Below are 24,240 nucleotides of genomic sequence, written 5' to 3' on the forward strand. Positions count from 1 at the left end.
TTTATTTAACCTTTTTATTAACCCAAGTAGGAGCCATTGTACTATCTCTATGTGTTTTTATAAAAAATTCACTCAACACAGCAACCGTTGCAACAAATTTTAAAAATATTGAATAAAAAGGCATCAAAGGAATCATATACCACATTGCTAAATCCTGCTTTTTCCTTTCTGAAACTAAAATAATAAATGTCATAAATAAGAAAGCAGTAATTACTAGATAATAAAAATATACCGCAATATAGATAGGAATAATAATATAAATGGGAAAAATAATCATGCTATATATTAAACTAACAACTATTGCTATTGGCTGCACAGCATGGAAAAACAAACCTGAGAAAACTGAAAAAAAGAAAGTTTTCCATCCCAAATATCGAGGCAATAGCCTCTTAAGATGTCTTCTTATATAAATAAAATATGTATCCCCATCCCAACGCATTCTTTGTTTAATAAGTCCCCAAATCTTCTCAGGCACTTCTGTATGAGCAATACTATCTTGAGAATGAGCCACTCTAAAATTACTATGCCTTTTGAAAAAAAACTGTAATCTTAGAGTAAAATCTAAGTCTTCTGCTGAACCATTACGCCACAAAGTAGTTTTTTTTAGAAGACTCTTTCTATAACAACCATATGCACTTGAAACATTATTGACACTATTTACATTAGATAAAGCAATTTTAGATAAATGTATTCCAAGCATATATTCTATACCTTGCATGCGTGTAAGTATATTTTTCCTTATATTTCTAACTCTCAAAGTCCCCGAGCATGCAATTACATTTGGATCTGCAAATTGCTGTACCATATTACTAACCATATCGTTATCACATGAAGTATCAGCATCAAGAGTCATAACTAACTCACCTGTACTCAACCTAAAACCAAGATTCGATGATGAAGCATGACCACCTCTCTGCCACTTTGGGATAACCTTTAACGATCTTTTACTTGTGGCTTCAAAAGTTTTTTTATAGCTCATTGCAACATCAAGAGTTTCTTTATTAACATTAGCTCCATCTATTATAATTAAAACTTCAATATTCCCTCTATATAACTGCTCTTCAAGACTTTTTAATGTTATCAAGATATCTTTTCCTTCATTATACGCTGTTATGATACAACTAACTTTAGGGTAGTACGGCGCTCGATGAGTTGGGTTGACAATCTGTCTAAAGTAACTAACTAAGATACTTAGAAATATGAATATATTAAAAGGTATTTCCAAAAGTAAAACAAACGCAAAAGCAAAAATAAAAAGCTCTCTTGGACTAGAGAATACTAATAGAGTTTGTTGATAAAATACATATAATATATCCAAAAAAATCACCTTTTATTAGCTAAATCTCTCAATAAAGTCTGTACTTTTTTAGTCGTATCAATAGCTGCTGAGTGAAACGTTTTAACAGCTATTAATTTTTCAGCTGTCACATCTTTTAATACATTTATCTTTCTTAGTTTCTCAGCCACTATTTCAGCTCCTGATAAGTCTGTATTTGGAAGCCATATCCATATATCTTGACTACCCACTCTAGTTAGCATATCAGTTTTTCTAAGTATTTCCCTCAGCTTCTTTGATATATTAGAAACTCCCATCATAGTTATATATTCAAAAATATTAATATGAATCAAAGAAAACTCATATGCGCTATTTCTTTTTTGCATTAGACAAGCCCACTCAATTAAACTATAAAAGAACTCTGGTGCAATATAGTTAATATCATCAAATATCGACATTGAATACTCAAGCAAATTCATCTTTATGTAATGATGAGCTTTTTTTGTCAGCTCATAGTTACTAATCTTTTGCTTTATCATCTTTTCAGTTAATGTTTTAAAACCACAATCTAAACATTCTGTTATAACTTCTGGTTCTACAAAGATACTTTCACAATCATTACAAGAATAACTTTCTAATGGTCGATCATAATCATGACCTATATGCTTAAGCTTTGTTTTACATTGTGAGCAAACAAGTTCATCATCACGCATAAACTCTACTTCTGGTGCAATATTACCACAGGTATAACAATGCAAAAAATCAGCCAGAAGAATATTTTCACTTTTACAATCAGGGCATCTTTCTGAAAAGAGCGCTCTAGCCGAATGGCAGCTACTACAGCAGAAAAATGATTTAACGAGGCTCTTAGATTTAATAATCTGTCTTTGTGAAAGCTCCTTTATCCACTCAAAAGAGTCAAACCCTTTTGTTTGACAAAAAACATCAATAACAGGATAACTAAAAAAAGACTTACTAAAAAAATCACTACGAGCATCTATCGTTCGCACATGTTTTCTTGTATACAAATATATCAGCAATCTTGCCTGCCAATCTTGTTTTATATTATCTTTCTTTTGAGAGATTTCTTCTATTGTATTAACCTCATCATCAACCATATCAATAAATTTCTCTAACGCTGAATAAGTTGTAAATACAGTCGCTGTATAATCAACAAAACTAGCATCGACACAAAAAACTGGCTTCAAATATGTATATACACTAGCTCTTATCTTTCTTATAATATGCAAAAAATCTTGTAAATCATTAGTATTCAAGATAAAAGCATCAACATCTTCAAAAGTCTCATTAATTTGATCATCTAATGAAATAGTGATTACCTCACAATAAGATAATTCCTCTCTAATCTTTGAGCTTAACTTATCTAACGTAACTACTTTATTTACCTTTGTCATATATAAAAAATAATTGCTAGCTATACTAAAAACATTATATTTTTTAATAAAAAATGTAAACAATTTTAATATTTTCACATCAAATAACATATAATAATTATTATGGAGTGAGTGTTCTTAAGGTTGTTTGATGTATTTACCTCAAAGAAAAGTCCAAATAGCAGCTAGCTTATTTGTCCTAATTATAGCTGGTGTTGTCATATTTGGTTGGCTAGTTGGTAATGTCAATATAGTCAAACTTAACAATAGCTTCCCTCCAATGCAATTTAATACCGCACTATGCTTTGGTATCTTAGCCATAGTTAACTTTATTCCTAAGACATCAAAGTTTAGCTATAGTCGCTGTATGCTCTCAATTATAGTACTTGTAATATCCCTATTGACTCTATTAGAGTACTTATTTGGACTAAATTTTAGTATTGATAATATTATAGATTCAGCAACAATGGATCATTCGTTATATCCTGGTAGGATGTCACCGAATACTGCAGTATGTTTTCTACTTTTAGCTATTGCTAATATACTACCTCGTTTTAAGAAAAATGTTCTTCTTTTCAAAGGCCTCTTTTATGCAGCAAATCTTATAGTTTTTTCGCTATCATGTATATCTCTACTTGGATACTTTTTTAATATTTCATTTTATTTTAGCTGGGGCTATATTACAGGTATGGCGTTGCATACCTCAGTTTGCTTCTTTATACTAACCCTTTTTAGAATCTCTTTTAAAGGAGTAAAATCTAGAGCTTATATTATTGGAATTATATTAAGTGCTTCTACTTTTATTATATTTTTCTTAGTTTGGCTATACACATTTGATCAAGATAGTGAATCTATCAAAAGCACCGTACATAGAGAAGTTTCACTTTTAGGTGCAAACCTTGAGAAAAAATTAGATTTAGAAGCAACTGCCATAGATAGGCTACACAAACGTTTATATACATCATCTTACTCAAGTAGAAAAGCTATTATAGCAGATATGCAAGCTTATGAAGACGATTATCCAAATATTTATTTTATATACTATACACAAGACAAACAGTACAAGCCCATTTTTCTATCTAATTACAACATAACAAAAGATCAAGCATTAGATGTCTTAGCTAAATGTGGTTCAAATAAAGCATATTCTAAAGAAAAAATAATTTGTATTCGTGAGCAAAACAACAAATTTAATGTTGTCTTTAAGCCTAACTTCTCAGAAAAATTTATGTCTGAGATAAATCGCAATCACTATAATTTAGAGATTTATCTTGATAAACATATAATATATTCAAACTTAGATCCTAAGCAATACTATGGCATGTCATTTTCATATAATATTCCTGGTGAGAAACTCTGGCATATCAAAGTCTTCTTTACAGATAAGCAGTATGAACAATTACAAAGATCTTCCCCTGCTGTACTTTTCTTGCTAGGTATAGTTATATCCCTAATGGTACAGGGATTATTTTACTTTATAAGTATAAACTTTAGGAAAAATAAAATTCTAGAAAAAGGACAAGTAAAACTTAAAAAGCTTAGTTCAATAGATTCTTTAACTGGATGTTTAAATAGACATAGCATTGATAAAAAATTAAAAATCATATTAAATGACGAGATAGTGCAGGATAAAAATATTGCTATATTATTTATTGATCTAGATGATTTTAAACATACTAATGATAAATATGGTCATGAGGTTGGCGATTTGGTTCTAAAAGAAGTAGCTTCTAGAATCAAGTCAACTCTTAGAGATGGTGATCTAATCTCAAGAATAGGTGGTGATGAGTTTATAGCTATTCTGAAAAATATTAATGACCAAGAAACTTCAACAGATATTATAAAAAGAATAATCGCCTTATTTGAAGATAAAATATATATTTCCAAAGAGATTCAGATTCAACAAACAATTAGTATTGGTGCGACCCTTGTTAAATCAAAACATCCTAATATAAGTAGTGATAAGCTGATTACTCAAGCTGATATAGCTATGTACAAAGCTAAAAAATCAGGTAAAAACCAGTTTAACTTCTATGAATAACTTCCTTCATTTAAAGCCGTTCATTTCCTTCTAAAAATTGTTTAACTTATCTTTATAGTTTATAATTTTGATATGTATTGAATAGTTTTGTTAGGTCTTATGAGTCATTATCTTAAAGAAGAACTCTATGAACTAATAAGTAAAAATCATAAGGTTTTTGACTCCCTACAGCAGTCCAGCCTTGATGGCCTATGGTATCTTGATCTAGAAAACCCCGAAAACGAATGGATGAATGATAAGTTTTGGGAAATATTAGGATATGATCCTAAAGACAAAAAACCACTTTCATCTGAGTGGCAAGATCTAATTTTTCCAGAAGATCTGCAAATAGCTATACAAAATCTAGAAAAACATCTCAAAGATCCAAATTATGAATACTGTCAAATAGTTAGATATAAACATAAAAATGGCTCAACAGTATGGGTTAGATGCCGCGGAATGGCAATTCGTGATAAAAATGGTAAGCCCATCAGAATGCTTGGTGCACATAATGATCTGACAGCACTAAAAAATATACAGCAAGAGCTAAAAGAGTCTAAAGAATTTTCTGAACTAATGTTTGATGCTAGTGAAGATATCATGTTTGTTAAAGATGAAAAATATCGCCTAGTAAAAGCAAACAAAGCTATGCTTAACCTCTATCCAAAAGATATCCAACAATCAGTTATAGGAACAACAACAGTTGAAAAGTTCTCTGTTGAGGAAGCTAAGCTTTTCTTAAAATATGATAAGATCGCCTTTGATAAAGGATCATCTAGAACTATTGAATATATAACCACCCCTACTGGTGAAAAAAAAGTTATAGATACTTATAAAGTTAGATTTTATGATAAGGCTGGAAAGCCTTTTATATTAGGAATAGCTAGAGATGTAACCCAAAGAGAGGCATTACTTGAGAGTATAAAGCAAAGTAACGTTAAACTTAACTATATAGCATATAATGATAATCTGACTAAACTTCTTAATCGCAAAGGGTTTATAAAAACAGCTGAAAGTTCTCTTAGAAAAACTAAAGATAATCATTTTGCTGCTCTAATTATGGTAGATCTAGATAATTTCAAATTTATAAACGGATCTTTCGGATACGCTGTAGGTGATAAACTTATAATTACTGTAGCGAATAGGTTAAGAGCTTGTCTACCTGAAAATAGTATTATTGGAAGATCAGGAGGCGATGACTTTCTAATTCTAATTAAAGATCAAAAAAACCTTCAAGAAATAGAAGATATTACTAAAAAAATAATAAAAGAAATATCTATCCCAATTAAGATTAATAAAAACACTATAACTCAATCTGTTAGTATAGGGATTGCAACTTACCCTAATACTGCATCAAATATAGAAAAGCTACTTCAAAATGCTGATATTGCCATGTATAGTTCTAAAACTATGGGGAAAAATACATACTCTCATTATAGCATTGACTATGATGAAGCTACAAAGAGACATAAGAGTATAGAGCGTGAGTTATTAAATATTGATATGAGTGAATTTAACGTTGTTTATCACCCTCAATTTGATGCTAATACAAATATTTATGGTGTCGAGGCTTTAATACGCTGGAACTCACCTATACTAGGTAATGTCACACCAGATGAATTTATACCTATAGCTGAAAAAAACCAAACTATTGAAAAAATAGGTCAATGGATATTTAAAAAAACTATCTCTGACTGGCAAGAACTGCTAAAAGATAATCTAGTAAAAGATATCAAATTATCGATAAATATATCTAGCATACAACTTATCAACAATACATTTTCTGATAAAATCATTAAATTCTTTGATAAAGTTGATAAAAATTTAATCACTTTTGAAATTACAGAGACATATTTGTTAAATGATATTGAGCATACAAGATCGATTATTAACAAATTAAATAACAAAGGCTTTAGTTTTGCCTTAGATGATTTTGGTACAGGCTACTCTTCACTAAAATATCTTGCTAATTTACCTATTAAATATCTAAAAATTGATAAATCATTTGTTAGTGACCTTGATAAAGAAAATAATAAAGCAATTATAAAATCTATAATACACTTAGCAAATAATTTAAATAAAAAATGTGTAGCTGAAGGCGTCGAAACGGGCGAACAGCTTGAATTTTTAAAGTCAATTGGCTGTGACTTTTATCAAGGATTCTATTTTAGCAAGCCTATACCTTTTATAGAGCTTAAAAAACTATTACAATCTTTCCAACAAACCAAACTAAAAAAATAAAAATGTTTAATTTTAATCTTTTCCTCAAACACTTATCGCATAAAAAACTCTATCAAACTTCATTCATAAAGAATGAAATAGCTCAAAGACTCTTAAAAAGGTTAGATTTTATAAATCTTTCTCCTACTGATATTTTAATTGATGGATATCAAGATACTAACTATTTAAATACTTTGAAAAACCGCTTCCCTAACTCCAAGCTTCATAACAATCAAAATACTAAGCAACAATTTGATATCATAATATCAAACTCCGTAATTCACCTTACAGATAACCTTGCTCAAGAACTAGAAAACTACTATGAACTATTAAATAATGATGGAATCTTACTTTTTTCAACATTTGGAGATAAATCTTTTAGCTCTATGAAGCAAGCCTTTGCAACTGTAAGTAACAACAAACATACTAATGATATGATAGATTTATTAACGTGGGGCAACACACTACAATCAAGTAAATATAAAACACCTGCTATAGAATCAGATTTAATTATTTTTACTTATGAAAATACTACTACTCTCTTTGAAGACATTAGAGCATTAAATGAACCTCTTGCAGATACAACTATGCATATTGGCCTAACTGGTAAAAACTTCTGGAATAGTTTTATAACTCAATTTAAGCAAAATCTACAACTTGAGATAGAAGCTCTATATGGCTATGCTGTACGTAAAAATGATGAAGATATCAAACCTCGTAATAATCCTAATAGAGTAAGCCTAGATGAGTTAAAGGAACAAATCGCTAATTTTAAGAAATCTAACAATACATAATCGCCATTGTCGATAACTGGTTCCAGTCATAATCTGGACATTGAGTTGGCTTTTTAAGCGGCTGACAATATGTACGCCAAGTACCGCCACCATAGGTTTTCATAATTAAACATTTTTTTAAACGTTTATTTTGACCAGTTAGTGCTCCAACTGTAGTGACATCCTCAATTGAGTATCCATCGGATAATTTATACTTTGATTTAGCCTTGCTATCATCAATCTCATCAAATGAATCACCAATCTGTTCTGGAGTTTCTAGCTTTACATCATCCAAAAGATTTTTATAGTTTTTCATTTGATAATCATCTACATCATTATAGCCTTGGGTCTCTTTAGCTATATAATCTTTTGCTGACTTATTACCATAAGAATTCTTAAATTCTTGATTAATCTCATCATGACGTTTTAAGATATCTCCAGCAGCCTTAACATCTTTTTTCATTTGTTTTTTTTCAACAACAACATTATTAACATGCCCGTTGATACTTTGGATTCTCTTTTGAATTTCTGCATTAGGTGGATTGACATCTCTATCTGCTAATATCTTCTCTGCATCTGCTAAAAGTGCATCATAGCTAGCGTTACTAGTATCCACCAAAACGCTTAGATCATCTCCGTATCTATCATGTGATTTTTCAGTATAGGGCTTGTCATCTGACTTACTAGTTTGTTGTTTGTCTGTATTAGCTTGTTTTTCACTACTTATGTCATTTGTAGTCATATCATTAGTTTGAGCAATACTAGCACTAGTATCAGTCGTATCTGCTAACACAACACTACAATTTAATAAAAAAATAGAACAAAAGAATATAATTTTTTTTCTCATAACTATATAAAAAAATTTTTCCTAAGCAAAGTATATTAGATATTAAACATATAAAAAAGTATTTTGTATAAACACTTTAAATAACTATCTGTTCCTCATGAAGTTTTATATTATAATTTTCTAAAACTTCAGATTTTATAAACTCGATAAGCTGTATTATATCATTACCTGTAGCATTACCATTATTGACAATAATACCGCCATGCTTAGGTGAAATTTGTGCGTCTCCAATTATTTTACCTTTAAGCCCAAGCTCTTCAACCATAACTCCTACAGGCATATTTGCTTGAGGCCTTTTAAATACACTTCCTGCTGTAGGCTTCTGAGGTAAGTTAGATAACCTGCGTGAATAGATATCATCTAATTTAGCTTTGATTTCTTGCCTTGGCTTTTCCTCAAACTCAAACTTAGCAGATAAAATACAAATATTACTATCATTTTTAAACATTGAATAGCGATACCCATATTCTATATCTTCTTTGTTATATTCAACTATTTTTTTCTTATTAAGATCTAAAACTCTAACACTTTTTATATAAGTATAAATCTCATCCCCATAAGCTCCAGCATTCATTATTAAAGCGCCACCTAAGCTAGCTGGAACATCATAGAAAGTCTCAACACCACTTAAGCTTGCTTGATATGTGGCTAATGCTAGATCTTGTAGCAAAGCTCCTGCTTGAACATCAACATAGCATCCAGAAATACTAAAAGAATTAAAGTTTTTACAAAAAATAACGAAAGCTATTTCATCATCATAATACTCTTTAGAAAAAATTACATTACTACCATTACCAAGAAAAAATAGCTTTTCATGTTTATCGACAATCTCCAAAAGATCTTTTTCATCACTAGGAAAATAAACATGCTTTGCAAATGATTTAATTCTATAAGTATTATATTTTTCTAAAGATATATATTGTGACATTATTTACCTAAATATTATTATCTAAAATCTCTATCTGCATAAAATGAGACATATTCTCTATAAGATTATTATACCCTCTAAATATCTGATGAGCATTATTTATAGTTGAAAACTCATCAAGTAATGAGCCGGCCATCAGACATGCCATTCCGGCACGCAGATCTTTTACACTCATTACTGCTGGACGAATATTTTTAAAGCTCTTTACAGGCCTTATTTTAATCAAATTATTATCGATCGATATATCAAACCCCATTTTCCTAATTTGATATACATAATTTATTCTCTCAGGATAAACAGTATCTTGAATAGTACTACAACTATTTGCCATAAAGAGCATTACAGCATATATAGGCTGTAGATCTGTCGGAAAATGAGGAAATGGTGCTGCTATTATATCAACACCTTTAATATTACTCTGTTTACCAAAAAACTTTAAAGATTTATTTTCTTGATCATACTGCCATTTAGCAGTTGCATTAGTTAATTTTTCTAAAGGTTTTGCAATATTATATGTATCTTCAGTATTTATATTTGTAATAGTTACATTTGTTTTATATAAATATGCCATCGCAGCATAAGTCATCGCTTGAATGCGATCAAAGATTATTTCAAATTCACAACCTAATAACCTTGCAACCCCTAGTACTCTAATCTTTCTACTCTCAATATCAAATTTGATATTAGCACCACACTTATTTAAATAATCAATCAATGTAACAACTTCAGGCTCAAGCGCAACATTTTCAAGAATGACTTCAGAGTTACCAATCACAGCATACATGACTAAGTTCATAGTTGCCCCAACTGAAGGGAAAGGCATCTTAAACTCAGCATCTTTTTCTTCTTTATAAACAACCTCAATATGCTCTTCTGCTAATATAACTTTAGCCCCTAATGCTTCTAGTCCCTCTAGATGTATATCAAAAGGTCTTTTTTCACTAAAGCTACAACCACCAGGGAAACCAATTTTTACACGTCCTTTTTTCTTTAACATCGAACCTAAAAGCATTAAGGAACAGCGTGTTTTTGAGGTCATCTCACCACATAGTTCTAATGCTTCGGTTGTTATTGCTGTTGTATTAATTGTTACATCTTCACCTCTTTCTGTAACAACTGCACCAACATTTTCTAGTATCTCCTTCGCACCTTTATAGTCTAATAAAGTTGTTGGAACATTACTAAATGTAGTTTTTGTATCTGGGATTAAACTTGCGAATATTAAATGCAATAAAGCATTCTTTGCACCACTAATATTTATTGTTATTTCATCAGCAATATTATTTAACTTTTTTACTCTTACTGCCTTCATCTTTTGATCTCTTATTTTTCTTATTCGCAAATGGGTTTTCTGATTGCTTAAATTCAAATACTATAGGAGTTCCTCTAAATTCTAAAGCCTCTCTAAAGAAATTCTCTAAATATCTTTTATATGAATGTGGCAATTTACCTACTTGATTGCCATGTATAACAATTACAGGAGGATTGTGGCCGCCTACATGCGCATATTTTAGCTTTATTCTAAACTTACCTACCATTGGTGGTGAATGAGCATCTATAGCAAGTTGCAATAGTTTTGTTGCATCTGCTGTAGTTATTTTCTTGTTTGCACACTCATAAGCAGTTTGTATAGATTCAAAGACATGTCCAACATTTGTACCATGAAGAGCTGATATAAAATGAATGTCTACATAATCTTGTAAAAAATATAACCTTCTTTTGATATCTTCTTTAACTTTATTACGATCCTCTTCTGTCATACCATCCCATTTATTGACAGCTAACACAAGAGCTCTTCCATTTTTAATTGCAAAATGTATCAAGCTTAGGTCTTGATCTGAGATGCTTTGTCTAGCATCAACAACAGCTACAACAACATTTGAGTCTTGAATAGCCTGTAAAGTCTTAACTACTGAGAATTTCTCTAGTGTTTGTTTTACTTTACCTCTTTTACGTACTCCAGCTGTATCAACTATAGTATATTTTTGCCCATGTCTTTCAAATGGAATACTAACGCTATCAATAGTTGTTCCAGGCATATCAAACACTACTACTCTGTCTTCTCCGAGCATCCTATTTGTAAGAGTGGATTTACCAACATTAGGTCTACCTATCAATGAGAAATGAATCCCATGGCGTAATTGCTCCTTATGCTCACCTGTCTGAGTATAATCTTGATAGTAATCATTTAGCGGTTTCTTTAAAAACTTATCTACTAACTTTTGGGTATTTCTACGGTGTGCAGCAGATACTGCAAAGACTTTATCAAAACCAAAACTATAGAACTCAGCCATTGCAGCCTCTTCATCGACACCATCAACCTTATTGACCACAACTATTACTTTTTTATCTCTTTGACGCAGTAGATTAGCCACATACTCATCACCTGATGTTAATCCAGATCTTCCATCAACGACAAAAAATACAAGATTAGCCTCGTCTATGGCCATTTCAGATTGTTTAGCCATAAACTCATCAAAGCCAGCATCTTGATCTGAAATACCTCCAGTATCAACTACTAAATAATCAAGATCATCATACTTTGCTTGACCATATTGACGATCACGTGTGACACCTTCAAAATCAAAAACCAAGGCATCTCTAGAATTAGTAAGTACATTAAATAATGTTGATTTACCAACATTAGCTCTACCTACTATAGCAATTAAGAAAGACATATTTGTCCTTATATTTTATAACTTATATATTTACGCTAATGTTACTCTATTTGTATTAGTTTATAAAGCTATATATTTTTAATCAAAATTTTAAGATGATCCTTTTGAATAAATAATACTCCATCAACTACCGAAAAATAATGTATAAACTACTGAACTGACTCTTTTTTTATATTTTATCTGCTATAAATTAAAAATAAATACTCTATACGTATACTGACATATCAAGAGTAATTGTATTCATATATTGACCACTATATAGTCTTTGATATGAATATTCTGGACCAAATAAGACATTATTATCAAAATAAGCTCTGTTGGCGTTGACAATAAATTGCTCTTTTATTCCTGTTGTAGTTTGATTTCCACTTATTGGAGATGATGACAAGTTCATTGGAATGTTTGTAGCATTGTATGATTGACCATATGAGACACCGAAACTGGTATTTCTACCACCTAGCACTAATGAATAGTTGGCAGCACCGTACCATGCTCCTGCAAGCACATTACCACCATCACCATTAAAATCTGCCGAATTTGTAGTAGTTGACCAACCAGCACCTAAGTTTAAAAACCCTCCGAACATACCATAAGTTAAGTTACCATCAAAGTTAAATGCACCTATTGGAGTAGCCGCTGAAAGACCCGTATTTGTTAAGTAGTTACTTAATGAACCATTATCAGCACCGGCCATATTATAAACATAACCAACGTTGAAAGCTCCAATTAAATTATCTGTCCAACTATCTGCATAAAATAGACCTGTTGAGAAATCTGCTGTCTGATCATCAGAACCAAAAACAGTAACATTGGCGTTCCATACTTCATCTTTATAGTTCACAGAGACATTAGTAACTGATCCTGGAGCTAAGAAGTCTGTAATACCAGAGGTCCATGGACCACCACCACCATATGTTCCCACAGATAGTTTACTTCTACCTGCTGTTACAAAGAAAGGTGATGTATCTAAGTTACCAAAAATCACAAAAGCATTACCTAAACTAAATGCTCCTGATTCATCTGTATCAAAATCAAACTGTGCTGTAACGTAATGACCTAGATTTGATAAGAAGTATAATTTAGCATTAGTTAGATAAATATTTTGACCGTTTCCTGATATTCCACCGGTTCCATCAGATGATGGAGGAACAATGTTTTTACTACCAAACCAAGCCTGCGCATCTGCCTCAATAAAACCACCAAAGAATACTGAATAATCGTCAAACTTCTCTCTTTGACCTAATAATGTTGAAGCAAAAAGGTTTGATGAAATCTGTCCAATAGGAATACTGTTGTTACCAGAGTATGAACCTAGGAAAGTAACCTGACCTTGGGTAGTAATTGCTGGAGCACCACCAACGTCAATACCACCGTTTGAATTAAATACGCCACCCAATGATTTATCACTCATATCAATAATTGAGTTACTTGCGTTTACATTCTCCATAATATCTGAAGCACTTTGCCCTCCAACTAGAGTTTGACTTAAATCACCACTAGTTATCTGTTGAGGAGTATTTGGCTTATTATCGTATACCCTACCACTATATGTAGAAAACTGAGAACTACCTCCAGACATATTATTGATATCACCGCCTTGGTTTTGCTGCTTAATTTGCTGTAATTGTCCTTGTAGCTTTTCAACTTGCTTCTGTAATTTCAACAGTAGCTCCTTCTCATTGACACTCTGAGCATCTGAACCTTGATTTGAAGATTGTGATGATGCAGGATCTTTAGTCTGTGAAGAAGGCTTTGCTGTAGTAGCTGAAGTACTATTAATGTCTTGTTGCCCAATACTTGTCGAGCCTAACGGCCCACCTTGAGAAACAATATCTGGAGTATTATTCTCTGAATAACCAAAAGTGCAGTATATAAATATACTACTAAATAATATAATTTTTCTCTTAAACTTTTGCACTAAAGTAATGCCCCAAATATAAAAAATAAAACCTTATGATATCAATCACAAAACCATTGTCTTGGTATATTTATATTTAGATCCAAAAAATCCATCAATAACCTACCGTAGCATACAATTTGCTATAATATATTGACAATCTCATAGCCTAAATTTACAATTTAATGGCTAAGCTACGGCCTTGGTATTTCATGCAAACAACAAAGCTAATCTTCTCTAAAGATCACTTTTACATAAATACTTTACAACAAGGACATATCCGCCTAAATCTTAACTTACACCAAGCATATTAGTGTCAATTATAATGCTCGCCTTAGTATAAACATATTTAGAAAAAACTTCCTGTCTCATAAAGCTTAAACACTCTATTTTAAAGCAATACAAGGCCTACCAAAGCTTTTTGGATATGATTAAAACCAAAGCTTATTATCAAAAAATAACACTAACACTTCAGGTTTTATTTTACTAACTGGATATTATAAATCAATAGAAAAGATAAATATTTTAGACAGCTACCAAAGATATAAGATAGCAAACTTACAATAAAAATATTACACATATACCGACATATCAAGTGTAATAGTATTCATATGTTGTCCACCATATAATTGCTGATATGAATACTCCGGACCGAATAGAACATTATTGTCAAAATAAGCACGCTGAGCAGAAACAAGGAGTTGTCGTTGAATTCCTGAAGTAGATGCTGGACCTGCTACAGCAGATGCCGATAAGGTCATTGGAACATCTTTTGCATTATATGATTGTCCATAAGAGACACCAAAGTTAGTATTTCTACCACCTAACACCATAGAATAGTTGGCTGCTCCATACCAGCCACCAGCAAGCACATTAGTCCCTTTACCATTAAAATCAGCTGAATTTGTAGTTGTTGACCAACCAGCAGCCATGTTTAAAAAACCTCCAAATAAACCATATGTCAAGTTACCATCAACGTTAAAAGCTCCTACCGTTGCAGAATTATGCTTACCATATTCTTTATTTAGGAAATTCACTATCGAACCATTTCCCGAACCATTCAAATTATAAACATAACCAACGTTAAAGGCACCAATTAAATTCTCAGTCCAACTGTCTGCATAAAATAATCCAGTTGAGAAATCTGCTGTCTGATCATTTGTCCCAAAAACAGAAACATTGGCATTCCATACTTGGTTCTTATAATTTATTGAAATATTTGAAGCTCTACTTGGTTTTAGGAAATTAGTCATACCATCTGTCCAGGTACCACCACCTCCATATGATCCAACAGATAGCTTATTTCTACCTACTGTTACAAAGAAAGGTGAAGTATCTAAGTTACCAAAAATTGCAAAAGCATTACCAAGCCCAAAATTACCTGTTTCGTCAGTATCAAAATCAAACTGCAAAGTCACATAATGACCAACATTTGCTAGAAAATATAACCTTGCTGCTGTTAGATAAATATTTTCTCCAGTTCCAGATAATCCTTCACCCGCTTTACTACTACCAAACCAAGTTTGAGCATCGGCTTCCAAGTATCCACCAAAGAAGATTGAATAATCATCAAACTTTTCTCTTTGACTCAATAGTGTAGAAGCAAAAAGACTTGATCCAATCTGCCCAATAGGAATACTGTTGTTACCTGAGAATGAACCTAGGAATGTAATCTGACCCTGAGTAGTAATCGCAGGAGCTCCACCAACGTCGATACCTCCACTTGAGTTAAATACCCCACCTAAAGCTTTATCACTTAGATCAACAATTGAACCTTTTGTATTAACATTCTGCATAATATCAGCTGGATTCCCGCCATTAGCTAAATTAGCTAAATCTTGACCAGTAAGTGAGTTTGGTCTATTACCGTAAACTTTTTTACCATATGTAGTAAACTGCTGATTCTCATTAGATGTATTTTGAATACTAGTTTTTTGTGCCTTAATTTGTAGTAGTTGACCTTGCAATTGCTTAACTTGCTTTTGCAACTCCAACAACATTTCTTTTTCATTTACATTTTGAGCACTTGATTGCTTTGATGCTTTTGACCTACTAGTTTTTGAAGTAGTTGAACTAGCTGTAGCATCATTTACATTTTGAGCGCCAATACTAACAGCTCCTAAGGGGCCTCCCTGAGAAACCACTGTTGGAGAGTTCTCGGAATAGCCAAGACCACAACATAATAATAAACTACTCAAAATAAAGCTCTTCTTAAACTTTCTTGCCACAATCATGTTCCCTAAAATTAAACAAAAGTTAAACTAACCTTAAAGATTCTGCATGATGAAAATTTAGGTTTCAATATTTTTACAGCAAAAAATATAACTTACAGAAATCAGAGTAAGAGTTTATAAATACAGCATCTTAAGATACTTACACTACTAACACTCTTTCTTATATATTAAAAAAACATTAGCTGTGGGTTAAAGATACTGACATTGTAAGAATATATTTTCAACAGCTTTTATTGCAGATAAATTAATCTAGATTTAAGGTTAAAAGAGTTTAAAAGAAAAAATATATAAAGAGATATTAGATTGGCATATATGGCGCGTATGTTGGAGTCCATGAAGATAAGTTAATTAACCTGGTTATCTCTTCATCAAGCTCTTCTGGTGTAAGATCCTCTAGATCCACATCAACACCATGAACATCTTCTAATATTGCTTGTTTTGCTACTGCCTTTGTAATTTCTTTACTCACAGAAACTAGATCTGAAATATTCGCTAATAAAGGCTGTGTTATATCTTCGTGAATTACCATTGGCGATAATTCACTTAATCTATAACAAGCGGCCCTAATCATACCATCAGTTAAGACTTTTGCGTGCACTGCTACAGAGCCAAGACCTAAACCAGGGAATATAAACGCATTGTTACCTTGAGATATTCTATACTCCCTACCATTGTACTGGACATCTGCAAAAGGACTTCCTGCAGCTATTAAAGCTTTTCCTTCAGTCCATTTAATAATATCCTCAGGAAGTGCTTCACAAAGTGATGTTGGATTGGATAATGGCATTATAATCGGATAATTATTATCTTCAGCCATTGATTTAACAATCTCTTCTGTAAATGATCCTGGCTGACCAGACGTCCCAATTAAAATATCAGGCTTTGCATTTTTGACAGTTTCTGTCAAAGTTATATAATCAAAATCTTCAACATCCCACTTATCTATCTCAGCACTTGTCTTAACAAAAGGTTTTTGTTCTGGAGTAATTCGTTTAGCTCTTAGCTTATCACAGACTAAACCATATCTATCAACAAGATAAATACTATTTCTAGCCTTCTCAATCGAAATACCTGCTCTATCAGCTATGACATCTGCTAACTGTCTTGCAATACCACAGCCTGCACTACCAGCACCAAAGATAACAATCTTAAGATCACAAATACTTCCAATAGCTTGCTCTTCTGTCAACTCACCTGAGTTAACTCTAATTGTCATTGCTGTTTTAATTGCAGCAATACAGTTAGCTGCAGCAACAATACCTGTACCTTCAATATCATCATTAAAAGTACATAGTTTTTCTTTATATTTTTCTAGTATACGAGTAGCGTTATCTCTACCTAAATCTTCCCAGTGTAAAAATACATTTGGAAATCTTGCTTTAACCTGAGTAACAAACTCTTCAATAAACTCATCATACGTCTCACCTGAGACTCTTGGTAAACGTACGCCTAGATATCCAGGGGCTGAAAGTAGGTCATCATTATTAGTACCCATATCAAGCTGTACTGGCAAAACCCTTGCAGGATCTATACCACTAGCAGCGACATAAACCATAATCTTACCTATACTGATATTCATACCTCCAATACCTTGATCGCCTATACCAAGCACAGCTTCACCATCTGTTACAAGAACAAGGTCAATACTGTTATACTCATATCTCTCTAAGATTCTAGGAATATGCCTTTTATGGTTGATGGATATGAAAAGACCACTTTGCTTCCTAAATGAACTACTATACTTCTGTACTGCTTCACCAACTGTAGGAGTATATATAACTGGCATAATCTCTTCTAAATTCTCACGCACAAAGTGATAGAACAGTGTAGTATTTAGATCGTGCAATCTATTTAAGAAAACATACTTCTCTAATGATGTTGGCTTTATATCAAGCTGCCTTTTAACCCTTACAGCTTGCTCTTCTAAGCTCTCAACCTTTTCAGGAAGATACCCAAGCAAATCAAATGCTATTCTCTCTTCTTGGCTAAAAGCAACATCTTTGTTTAAAACCCTATTATTGAGTAGTTGCCTACCCGTAAGGTTTGTCTCAATAGCAAAAACTTTACCGCTTTTATTTCGTAATTTTCTTATTCTCTTTACACGTCTTTCCATGACAAAACCACTTAAAAAATATTTTACACAACTATATTTAAAAACTTCTAACTAACTAGTATCTAACAGTAGTTGCATTTTTTCAACAAAAAATGAATACTATTAGGTTATTATATCCCTTTAAAAAACTGCTTTGAACACCTATTGTAATGAAAATTATCACTAACTTAAAAAAAATTAAAAATTCTAAGCCTTCTGTGGTTGCTATAGGATCTTTTGATGGTGTTCACCTAGGACACCAAGCGATTATAAAAAAACTAAAATCTATTGCTAAAGAAAATAAACTAGAGGCCTATATTTTATTTTTTGAACCTTTACCAAAGGAGTTTTTCCTAAAAGAAAATGCTCCCACAAGGATTTATGATTTTAGAAACAAAGCTATAAACTTACATGCACTTGGTTTAGAAAATATAATATGTCAAAAATTTAACTCTGATTTTGCAAACATTGAAGCAGAAAAATTTATCAAAGAGTATTTAGTAGATAGATTAAACATCAAGCATATAATTGTTGGTGATGACTTTAAGTTTGGTAAAAAGCGTAAAGGCGACTACGATCTTTTAAAAAAATTCTCAGGTGAGTATGACTTTAAAGTTGATAAAATCTCAACACTAAATCTTGATAACCATCGTATCAGTAGTAGTCAAATACGCCAAGCAATCGCAAATCATGATCTAGAACAAACCCATAAGCTACTTGGGAGATCTTTTAAGATTAACTCTCGAGTTATTCATGGACAAAAAAATGGTAGAAAAATTGGTTTTCATACGGCCAATCAAAAGCTTCTTAAAAATTCAGCCTTAAAAGGAGTATTTCTAACTAAAGTACATTTTAAAAATAATGAGAGTTTTTATGGTATCTCCAATGCAGGAACCAGGCCAACTATAGATGGTAAAAGCAACCTTTTAGAAACACATATCTTTAACTTTGATAAAGATATTTACGGTGAGCATATTACTACAGAAATAATTGATTTTATTCGAGCTGAAAAGAAATTCAACTCTTTTGAAGAACTAAAATCTCAAATATCTCAAGATATAAAAAAGGCAAAAAGTTTAATTACTACATTATAGACTATTAACATAACCTCCTTTGTACATTATAATTTGTGCTTAAGTAATTTTTAAAATCTCAATATTAACTATTTTAGATACCTAAGGAATTCAAATGAGTGACTATAAAGACACATTAAATCTCCCAAAGACATCTTTCTCAATGAAGGGTAACTTAGCTAACAAAGAACCAATGATTCTTAACAAATGGGAAAAACAAGGTATTTATAAAAAGATTAGAGAGCATTTCGTAGGACGTGATAAATTTGTTCTTCATGATGGACCTCCATATGCAAATGGTAGCATCCATGTTGGTCACGCTGTAAACAAGATTTTAAAAGACATAATTGTAAAATCTAAAACTCTAAGTGGCTACAATGCCCCATATATTCCAACATGGGACTGTCATGGACTACCAATTGAGCTTCAAGTTGAGAAAAAACACGGCAAAGCCGGTCAAAAAATCTCTGAAGACTCATTTAGAAAAGAATGCCGCAAGTATGCAAAAAAACAAGTTGAGATACAAAAGAAAGATTTCAAAAGGCTTGGAGTTTTAGGTGAGTGGGAACAGCCATACTTAACAATGGACTTTAGTTATGAAGCTAATATGATTAGAACTCTAGCTAAAATTGTAGAAAATGGTCATCTAAGCAAAGGTTTCAAGCCAGTACATTGGTGTACTGACTGTGGCTCTGCATTAGCCGAAGCTGAAGTTGAATATGCAGATAAAGTCTCCCCAGCTATTGATGTAAAATTTAAGATTAAAGATCAATCTAAACTTGCTGAAGCATTTGGTATAGATTCACTAAATCATGAAGCTTTTGCTATTATTTGGACAACTACTCCATGGACACTCCCTGCTAACCAAGCTATAGCTGTGCGTAATGACCTAAACTATAGCCTAATTAAGATAGATGACTCATACATAATCCTTGCAGAAAATTTAGTAGAACAAACATTAAAAAGATACGCTATAGAAGATGCTGATGTAGTTGCATCCACCTCTGGTAAGAATCTGGTAGGGATTATCGCTGAGCACCCTTTTTATAGTCGTCACGTGCCAATACTACATGGAGATCATGTAACTGATGACTCAGGTACTGGTATGGTACATACAGCCCCTACTCATGGTGTTGAGGATTTTGCTTTAGGTAAAGAGCATGATCTATCTATGGAAATTTTTGTTAAAGGAAATGGCTGCTACAGTGAAAATACTAAATTATTTGCTGGAGAATTTATCTTTAAAGCTAATGATAGAATTGTAGAGCTTTTAGGTGAAAAAAAACGCCTAATGAACTTTGATAAAATAAAGCACAGCTATCCTCATTGCTGGCGTCATAAGTCTCCTCTTATGTTTAGAGCTACTCCACAGTGGTTTGTTAGTATGGAAAAAGAAGGCTTACGTAGCAAAGCCCTAGAAGCTATCAAAGAAACAAATTGGGCTCCAAGCTGGGGACAAGCTCGTATAGAAGGAATGGTCAAAGATAGACCAGACTGGTGTATATCTCGCCAAAGAACTTGGGGAGTGCCTTTACCATTATTTATTCATAAAGAAACTGAAGAGCTTCACCCTGATACTATTGGCATACTACATAAAGTAGCAGAGAAAATAGAAAAAGGTGGTGTTGAAGCATGGTTTAATGCTGATGATAGCGATTTTATAGCTGAAACAGATGAGTATAAGTCTGTCAAAGATACTTTAGATGTTTGGTTTGACTCTGGTTCATCTAGTATGTGTATTTTAGATATAGATAACCGTCTTAGCTACCCTGCTGATTTATATCTAGAAGGTTCAGATCAGCATCGTGGATGGTTCCAAACATCATTATTAGTTGGAATGTCAGCTAAAGGTAGTCAACCATATAAAGAAGTTTTCACACATGGTTTTGTGGTTGATGAGCATGGACGTAAAATGTCAAAATCTCTAGGAAATGTGACATCTCCTCAAGATATTTATAACACACTTGGTGCTGATATCTTACGTCTTTGGACAGCCTCAACTGATTATAAAAGTGAAATGGCAGTTTCTGATCAGATTCTAAAAAGAACTGCTGATACTTATCGTAGATTGCGTAATACCTCTAGATTCTTACTATCTAACCTAAATGGCTTTAATCCTGAAACAGATATTATCGAATTTGATAAGTTAGTAAAACTAGATCAGTGGGCTATCGCTAAAACTAAAGAATTCCAAGATAAAATCATAGATGCTTATGAAAAGTATCAAACTCATACAGTCGCGCAGTTAATACACCATTTTTGTTCAATTGAAATGGGAAGCTTCTATTTAGATATTATTAAAGATAGACAGTATACTGCAAAAGCTGATGGACATCCGCGTAAATCTGCACAAACAGCAATCTACCATATTGTTAATGCATTAGTTAGATGGATGGCTCCAATTCTTTCATACACTGCTGATGAAATCTGGGAAGCTACTCCAAAAACAACTGATCTACCTATACAACTTTGTGAGTGGTATACAGAGCTTAAATCATTTAACTCAGATGATGAACTAAACTTAGACTTTTGGACAAAAATCCAGGAAATTCGTTCGGAAGTAAATAGAGTACTTGAGATAAAAAGAAACGAAGATATCATCAAAGCTTCTTTAGAGGCTGAAATAACATTATACGCTGATCAAGAGAAATATAACCTACTTAAAAAACTAGAGAATGAACTAAGGTTCTTACTAATATCCTCTAAAGCAAACTTAAAAACTATAGAAGAGAAATCTGCTGATTCAACTGAAGCACAGATTCCTGGATTATTTATTGATATCAATAAGATAGAAGAGCCAAAGTGTGAAAGGTGCTGGCATCGTAGCTCTACAGTTGGTAAAAATGAAGAATATCAAGATATCTGTAGCCGTTGTGTTGAGAACATCACAACAGAAACTGGAGAATCTCGTGAATTCGCTTAAACCTAAAATAAAATACTTTGTTTTAGCAATTATTATTATAGTTGCTGACTTATATACAAAACATCTTGCTAACACTTCTTTAAGGTTTGCTCAACCAGTTAAAATAACTAGTTTTTTTAACTTCACTCTTTTATATAATCATGGTGCTGCATTTAGTCTTTTAAGTAATAGTCACACATCATGGCAAATGATCATGTTTGCGATAATTTCATTGATAGCTGCTGTAGTCCTTACTTATTTAATTATTAAGCAACCAATTGACGCGAAACTTAATCTATTTTCATTCTCGCTTATTTTAGGTGGAGCTTTAGGTAATTTTTATGATCGTGCTTTTAGAGGGTATGTTGTTGATTTCCTAGATTTTCATATTGGAAATTATCATTGGCCATCATTTAACATAGCTGATTCTGCCATCACATGCGGTGTTATACTACTAATACTTGCATCGTTATTTACAAAGAAAAAATCATAGAGTCTTTTTGTAGTTATTATAAAACTGACGCGCCTTAAACTTGTTGCCGCCATAAGAGATATTATAAACTGTTTGTTGTAAACGAGAGTTTTGTTGCATTATAACACCAATATACTTAAGGTCTGGCATAGGTTTATTGACTTCTGCAATCACAGTAGCTGTAGCAGGAAGCTTCTCATTAGACATAATCGTATAGCCATTGTCTTTTAAGTAACTAATTAACTTGTTATACCTTTTATCAAAATCATTACTTCCATCAAGATTAATTATTTGATCTGGATAGTTTGCAACCAGGAAGTCTACCCCAGCGACACTATTTGTATGTGTTGAATATTCAACAGGCTTTATCTCACTATATCTAGTTAACTTTTTATAATGCGCCACATTGTCATCCCAACCCTCTCGCACAGTTGTGCAAGAGCTTATAGTCAACGATACTAAGCACATTGCCAAAACTTTCTTATTCATATTATTAAAAACAATATATTCAATACAGTAAATTATAACGTTAAAGCTAATTTTTTAATATACCTATTAATCCAAATGAATTATAAAAGCTTTTAATTTGAGACTGAAATTATTTATAATGTAAAAAACCTAAAACAATACCATAACCTATACTAACAAATGTCAAAAGCCTCAAATACCAAACGCTGGATGCAAGATCACACTTCTGACTTTTATGTTAAACAAGCAACTAAACTAGGCTATCGCAGTAGAGCAAGTTTTAAAATACTTGAAATCCAAGATAAATATAAAATTTTCAGACCAAATAACTTTGTAGTTGATCTTGGTGCAGCTCCAGGTGGATGGTCTGAGCAAATAGTAAAATATATTGGTAATAATGGTAAGCTTATTGCTCTTGATTTACTAGATATGGCACCTATAGCTGGAGTTGACTTTATCCAAGGTGATTTTTCAAGTGATGAAACTTATGACAAGCTAAATGATCTTGTTAATGGACAAAAAATTGACTGTATCGTATCAGATATGGCACCTAACCTTAGCGGTAATAAAACCTCTGATCAAGCAAAATCAATATATCTTTTAGAACTAGCCTTGGATTTTGCTAATATTAATCTTAAAAATAATGGAACATTTGTAGCAAAGGTTTTTCAAGGACAAGGAAGTGATGAATATCTAAAACTAGTCAAAGAATCCTTTTCGAAGGTAATTCAATTTAAACCCAAATCTTCTAGACCTAAATCAAGAGAGTTTTATATTGTAGCTAGTGGCTTCAACGGTTGATATTTATTATATTTTCAACATAGCAAGTTAAGAAATATCTTGCCAAACTAAAGAAAATCTAAGAAAAACAAATTATAATTTAGATAAGGGGAGTGTTGCAATCTAAGCAATAATTGGAGTAAATTTTGAAAATCTACATTTCTTGTCTAAAAAATGACTATAGCC

General features: G+C 32.2%; 17 protein-coding genes. 7 read left to right on the forward strand and 10 right to left on the reverse strand.

Features of this window, described 5'->3' with window-relative positions; genetic code table 11:
- Nucleotide 1: 1 nt before the first annotated feature.
- Nucleotides 2–1,318, reverse strand: coding sequence for a glycosyltransferase (locus AB8E56_RS00335; RefSeq protein ID WP_329476765.1), 1,317 nt, complete (start codon nucleotides 1,316–1,318; stop codon nucleotides 2–4).
- A 5-nt stretch (nucleotides 1,319–1,323) separates the two neighbouring features.
- On the reverse strand, nucleotides 1,324–2,691 hold the full coding sequence (locus tag AB8E56_RS00340) for a hypothetical protein (RefSeq protein ID WP_329476767.1): 1,368 nt from the start codon (nucleotides 2,689–2,691) through the stop codon (nucleotides 1,324–1,326).
- Between the two features lie 130 nt (nucleotides 2,692–2,821).
- Between AB8E56_RS00340 and AB8E56_RS00345 the strand changes: the two genes are divergently transcribed.
- The 3 genes from AB8E56_RS00345 to AB8E56_RS00355 all read left to right on the forward strand — a co-directional run bounded on the left by AB8E56_RS00345 (nucleotide 2,822) and on the right by AB8E56_RS00355 (nucleotide 7,704).
- Nucleotides 2,822–4,711: a GGDEF domain-containing protein gene (locus AB8E56_RS00345; RefSeq protein ID WP_329476768.1), complete on the forward strand. Its 1,890-nt coding sequence runs from the start codon at nucleotides 2,822–2,824 to the stop codon at nucleotides 4,709–4,711.
- Nucleotides 4,712–4,810: 99 nt separating this feature from the next.
- Entirely contained in the window at nucleotides 4,811–6,931 is a 2,121-nt protein-coding gene (locus tag AB8E56_RS00350; RefSeq protein WP_329476770.1) for an EAL domain-containing protein, read from the forward strand.
- 2 nt (nucleotides 6,932–6,933) lie between these two features.
- Nucleotides 6,934–7,704 (forward strand): biotin synthase, encoded by a 771-nt coding sequence (locus AB8E56_RS00355; protein WP_329476772.1) that lies wholly within the window; start codon nucleotides 6,934–6,936, stop codon nucleotides 7,702–7,704.
- On the opposite strand, the gene AB8E56_RS00360 is transcribed toward AB8E56_RS00355, so the two are convergent.
- The 7 genes from AB8E56_RS00360 to AB8E56_RS00390 form a co-directional block, all read right to left on the reverse strand.
- Nucleotides 7,691–8,530, reverse strand: coding sequence for a hypothetical protein (locus AB8E56_RS00360; protein ID WP_329476774.1), 840 nt, complete (start codon nucleotides 8,528–8,530; stop codon nucleotides 7,691–7,693). The genes AB8E56_RS00355 and AB8E56_RS00360 overlap by 14 nt on opposite strands.
- Before the next feature lie 76 nt (nucleotides 8,531–8,606).
- Nucleotides 8,607–9,458: a UDP-N-acetylmuramate dehydrogenase gene (gene murB / locus AB8E56_RS00365; protein ID WP_329476776.1), complete on the reverse strand. Its 852-nt coding sequence runs from the start codon at nucleotides 9,456–9,458 to the stop codon at nucleotides 8,607–8,609.
- A gap of 7 nt (nucleotides 9,459–9,465) precedes the next feature.
- A complete protein-coding gene (locus AB8E56_RS00370; protein ID WP_329476778.1) occupies nucleotides 9,466–10,770 on the reverse strand; it encodes a UDP-N-acetylglucosamine 1-carboxyvinyltransferase in 1,305 nt (434 codons plus the stop codon).
- Nucleotides 10,739–12,136: a ribosome biogenesis GTPase Der gene (gene der, locus AB8E56_RS00375; RefSeq protein ID WP_329476780.1), complete on the reverse strand. Its 1,398-nt coding sequence runs from the start codon at nucleotides 12,134–12,136 to the stop codon at nucleotides 10,739–10,741. The genes AB8E56_RS00370 and der overlap by 32 nt, the downstream gene beginning before the upstream one ends.
- 205 nt (nucleotides 12,137–12,341) lie before the next feature.
- Nucleotides 12,342–14,054 (reverse strand): DUF3573 domain-containing protein, encoded by a 1,713-nt coding sequence (locus tag AB8E56_RS00380; RefSeq protein WP_329476783.1) that lies wholly within the window; start codon nucleotides 14,052–14,054, stop codon nucleotides 12,342–12,344.
- Nucleotides 14,055–14,605: 551 nt separating this feature from the next.
- Nucleotides 14,606–16,261: a DUF3573 domain-containing protein gene (locus AB8E56_RS00385; RefSeq protein ID WP_329476785.1), complete on the reverse strand. Its 1,656-nt coding sequence runs from the start codon at nucleotides 16,259–16,261 to the stop codon at nucleotides 14,606–14,608.
- Nucleotides 16,262–16,565: 304 nt separating this feature from the next.
- A complete protein-coding gene (locus AB8E56_RS00390; RefSeq protein ID WP_329476787.1) occupies nucleotides 16,566–18,380 on the reverse strand; it encodes an NAD-dependent malic enzyme in 1,815 nt (604 codons plus the stop codon).
- 149 nt (nucleotides 18,381–18,529) lie between these two features.
- On the opposite strand from AB8E56_RS00390, the gene ribF reads away from it, so the two are divergent.
- From ribF to lspA, 3 genes are all read left to right on the forward strand, one after another.
- Nucleotides 18,530–19,453, forward strand: coding sequence for a bifunctional riboflavin kinase/FAD synthetase (gene ribF, locus AB8E56_RS00395; RefSeq protein WP_329476789.1), 924 nt, complete (start codon nucleotides 18,530–18,532; stop codon nucleotides 19,451–19,453).
- 94 nt (nucleotides 19,454–19,547) lie between these two features.
- Nucleotides 19,548–22,355 (forward strand): isoleucine--tRNA ligase, encoded by a 2,808-nt coding sequence (gene ileS, locus AB8E56_RS00400; RefSeq protein WP_329476791.1) that lies wholly within the window; start codon nucleotides 19,548–19,550, stop codon nucleotides 22,353–22,355.
- Nucleotides 22,342–22,827 (forward strand): signal peptidase II, encoded by a 486-nt coding sequence (gene lspA, locus AB8E56_RS00405; RefSeq protein ID WP_329476793.1) that lies wholly within the window; start codon nucleotides 22,342–22,344, stop codon nucleotides 22,825–22,827. The genes ileS and lspA overlap by 14 nt, the downstream gene beginning before the upstream one ends.
- Here the strand turns inward: lspA and AB8E56_RS00410 are convergent.
- Entirely contained in the window at nucleotides 22,822–23,295 is a 474-nt protein-coding gene (locus tag AB8E56_RS00410) for a hypothetical protein (protein WP_329476795.1), read from the reverse strand. The two genes, lspA and AB8E56_RS00410, sit on opposite strands and share 6 nt — an antisense overlap.
- A 159-nt stretch (nucleotides 23,296–23,454) precedes the next feature.
- Between AB8E56_RS00410 and AB8E56_RS00415 the strand changes: the two genes are divergently transcribed.
- Entirely contained in the window at nucleotides 23,455–24,075 is a 621-nt protein-coding gene (locus AB8E56_RS00415; protein WP_329476797.1) for an SAM-dependent methyltransferase, read from the forward strand.
- Nucleotides 24,076–24,240: the final 165 nt, after the last annotated feature.

It is taken from the genome of Francisella sp. 19X1-34 (assembly GCF_041102755.1).
Taxonomy (GTDB): Bacteria; Pseudomonadota; Gammaproteobacteria; order Francisellales; family Francisellaceae; genus Francisella.

Bases quoted from the DNA above. Each gene is read 5' to 3' on its own strand.
- AB8E56_RS00340 (WP_329476767.1), bottom strand. From the start codon at position 2,691: ATGACAAAGGTAAATAAAGTAGTTACGTTAGATAAGTTAAGCTCAAAG.
- AB8E56_RS00345 (WP_329476768.1), top strand. From the start codon at position 2,822: ATGTATTTACCTCAAAGAAAAGTCCAAATAGCAGCTAGCTTATTTGTC.
- AB8E56_RS00350 (WP_329476770.1), top strand. From the start codon at position 4,811: ATGAGTCATTATCTTAAAGAAGAACTCTATGAACTAATAAGTAAAAAT.
- AB8E56_RS00355 (WP_329476772.1), top strand. From the start codon at position 6,934: ATGTTTAATTTTAATCTTTTCCTCAAACACTTATCGCATAAAAAACTC.
- AB8E56_RS00360 (WP_329476774.1), bottom strand. From the start codon at position 8,530: ATGAGAAAAAAAATTATATTCTTTTGTTCTATTTTTTTATTAAATTGT.
- murB (WP_329476776.1), bottom strand. From the start codon at position 9,458: ATGTCACAATATATATCTTTAGAAAAATATAATACTTATAGAATTAAA.
- AB8E56_RS00370 (WP_329476778.1), bottom strand. From the start codon at position 10,770: ATGAAGGCAGTAAGAGTAAAAAAGTTAAATAATATTGCTGATGAAATA.
- der (WP_329476780.1), bottom strand. From the start codon at position 12,136: ATGTCTTTCTTAATTGCTATAGTAGGTAGAGCTAATGTTGGTAAATCA.
- AB8E56_RS00390 (WP_329476787.1), bottom strand. From the start codon at position 18,380: ATGGAAAGACGTGTAAAGAGAATAAGAAAATTACGAAATAAAAGCGGT.
- ribF (WP_329476789.1), top strand. From the start codon at position 18,530: ATGAAAATTATCACTAACTTAAAAAAAATTAAAAATTCTAAGCCTTCT.
- ileS (WP_329476791.1), top strand. From the start codon at position 19,548: ATGAGTGACTATAAAGACACATTAAATCTCCCAAAGACATCTTTCTCA.
- AB8E56_RS00410 (WP_329476795.1), bottom strand. From the start codon at position 23,295: ATGAATAAGAAAGTTTTGGCAATGTGCTTAGTATCGTTGACTATAAGC.
- AB8E56_RS00415 (WP_329476797.1), top strand. From the start codon at position 23,455: ATGTCAAAAGCCTCAAATACCAAACGCTGGATGCAAGATCACACTTCT.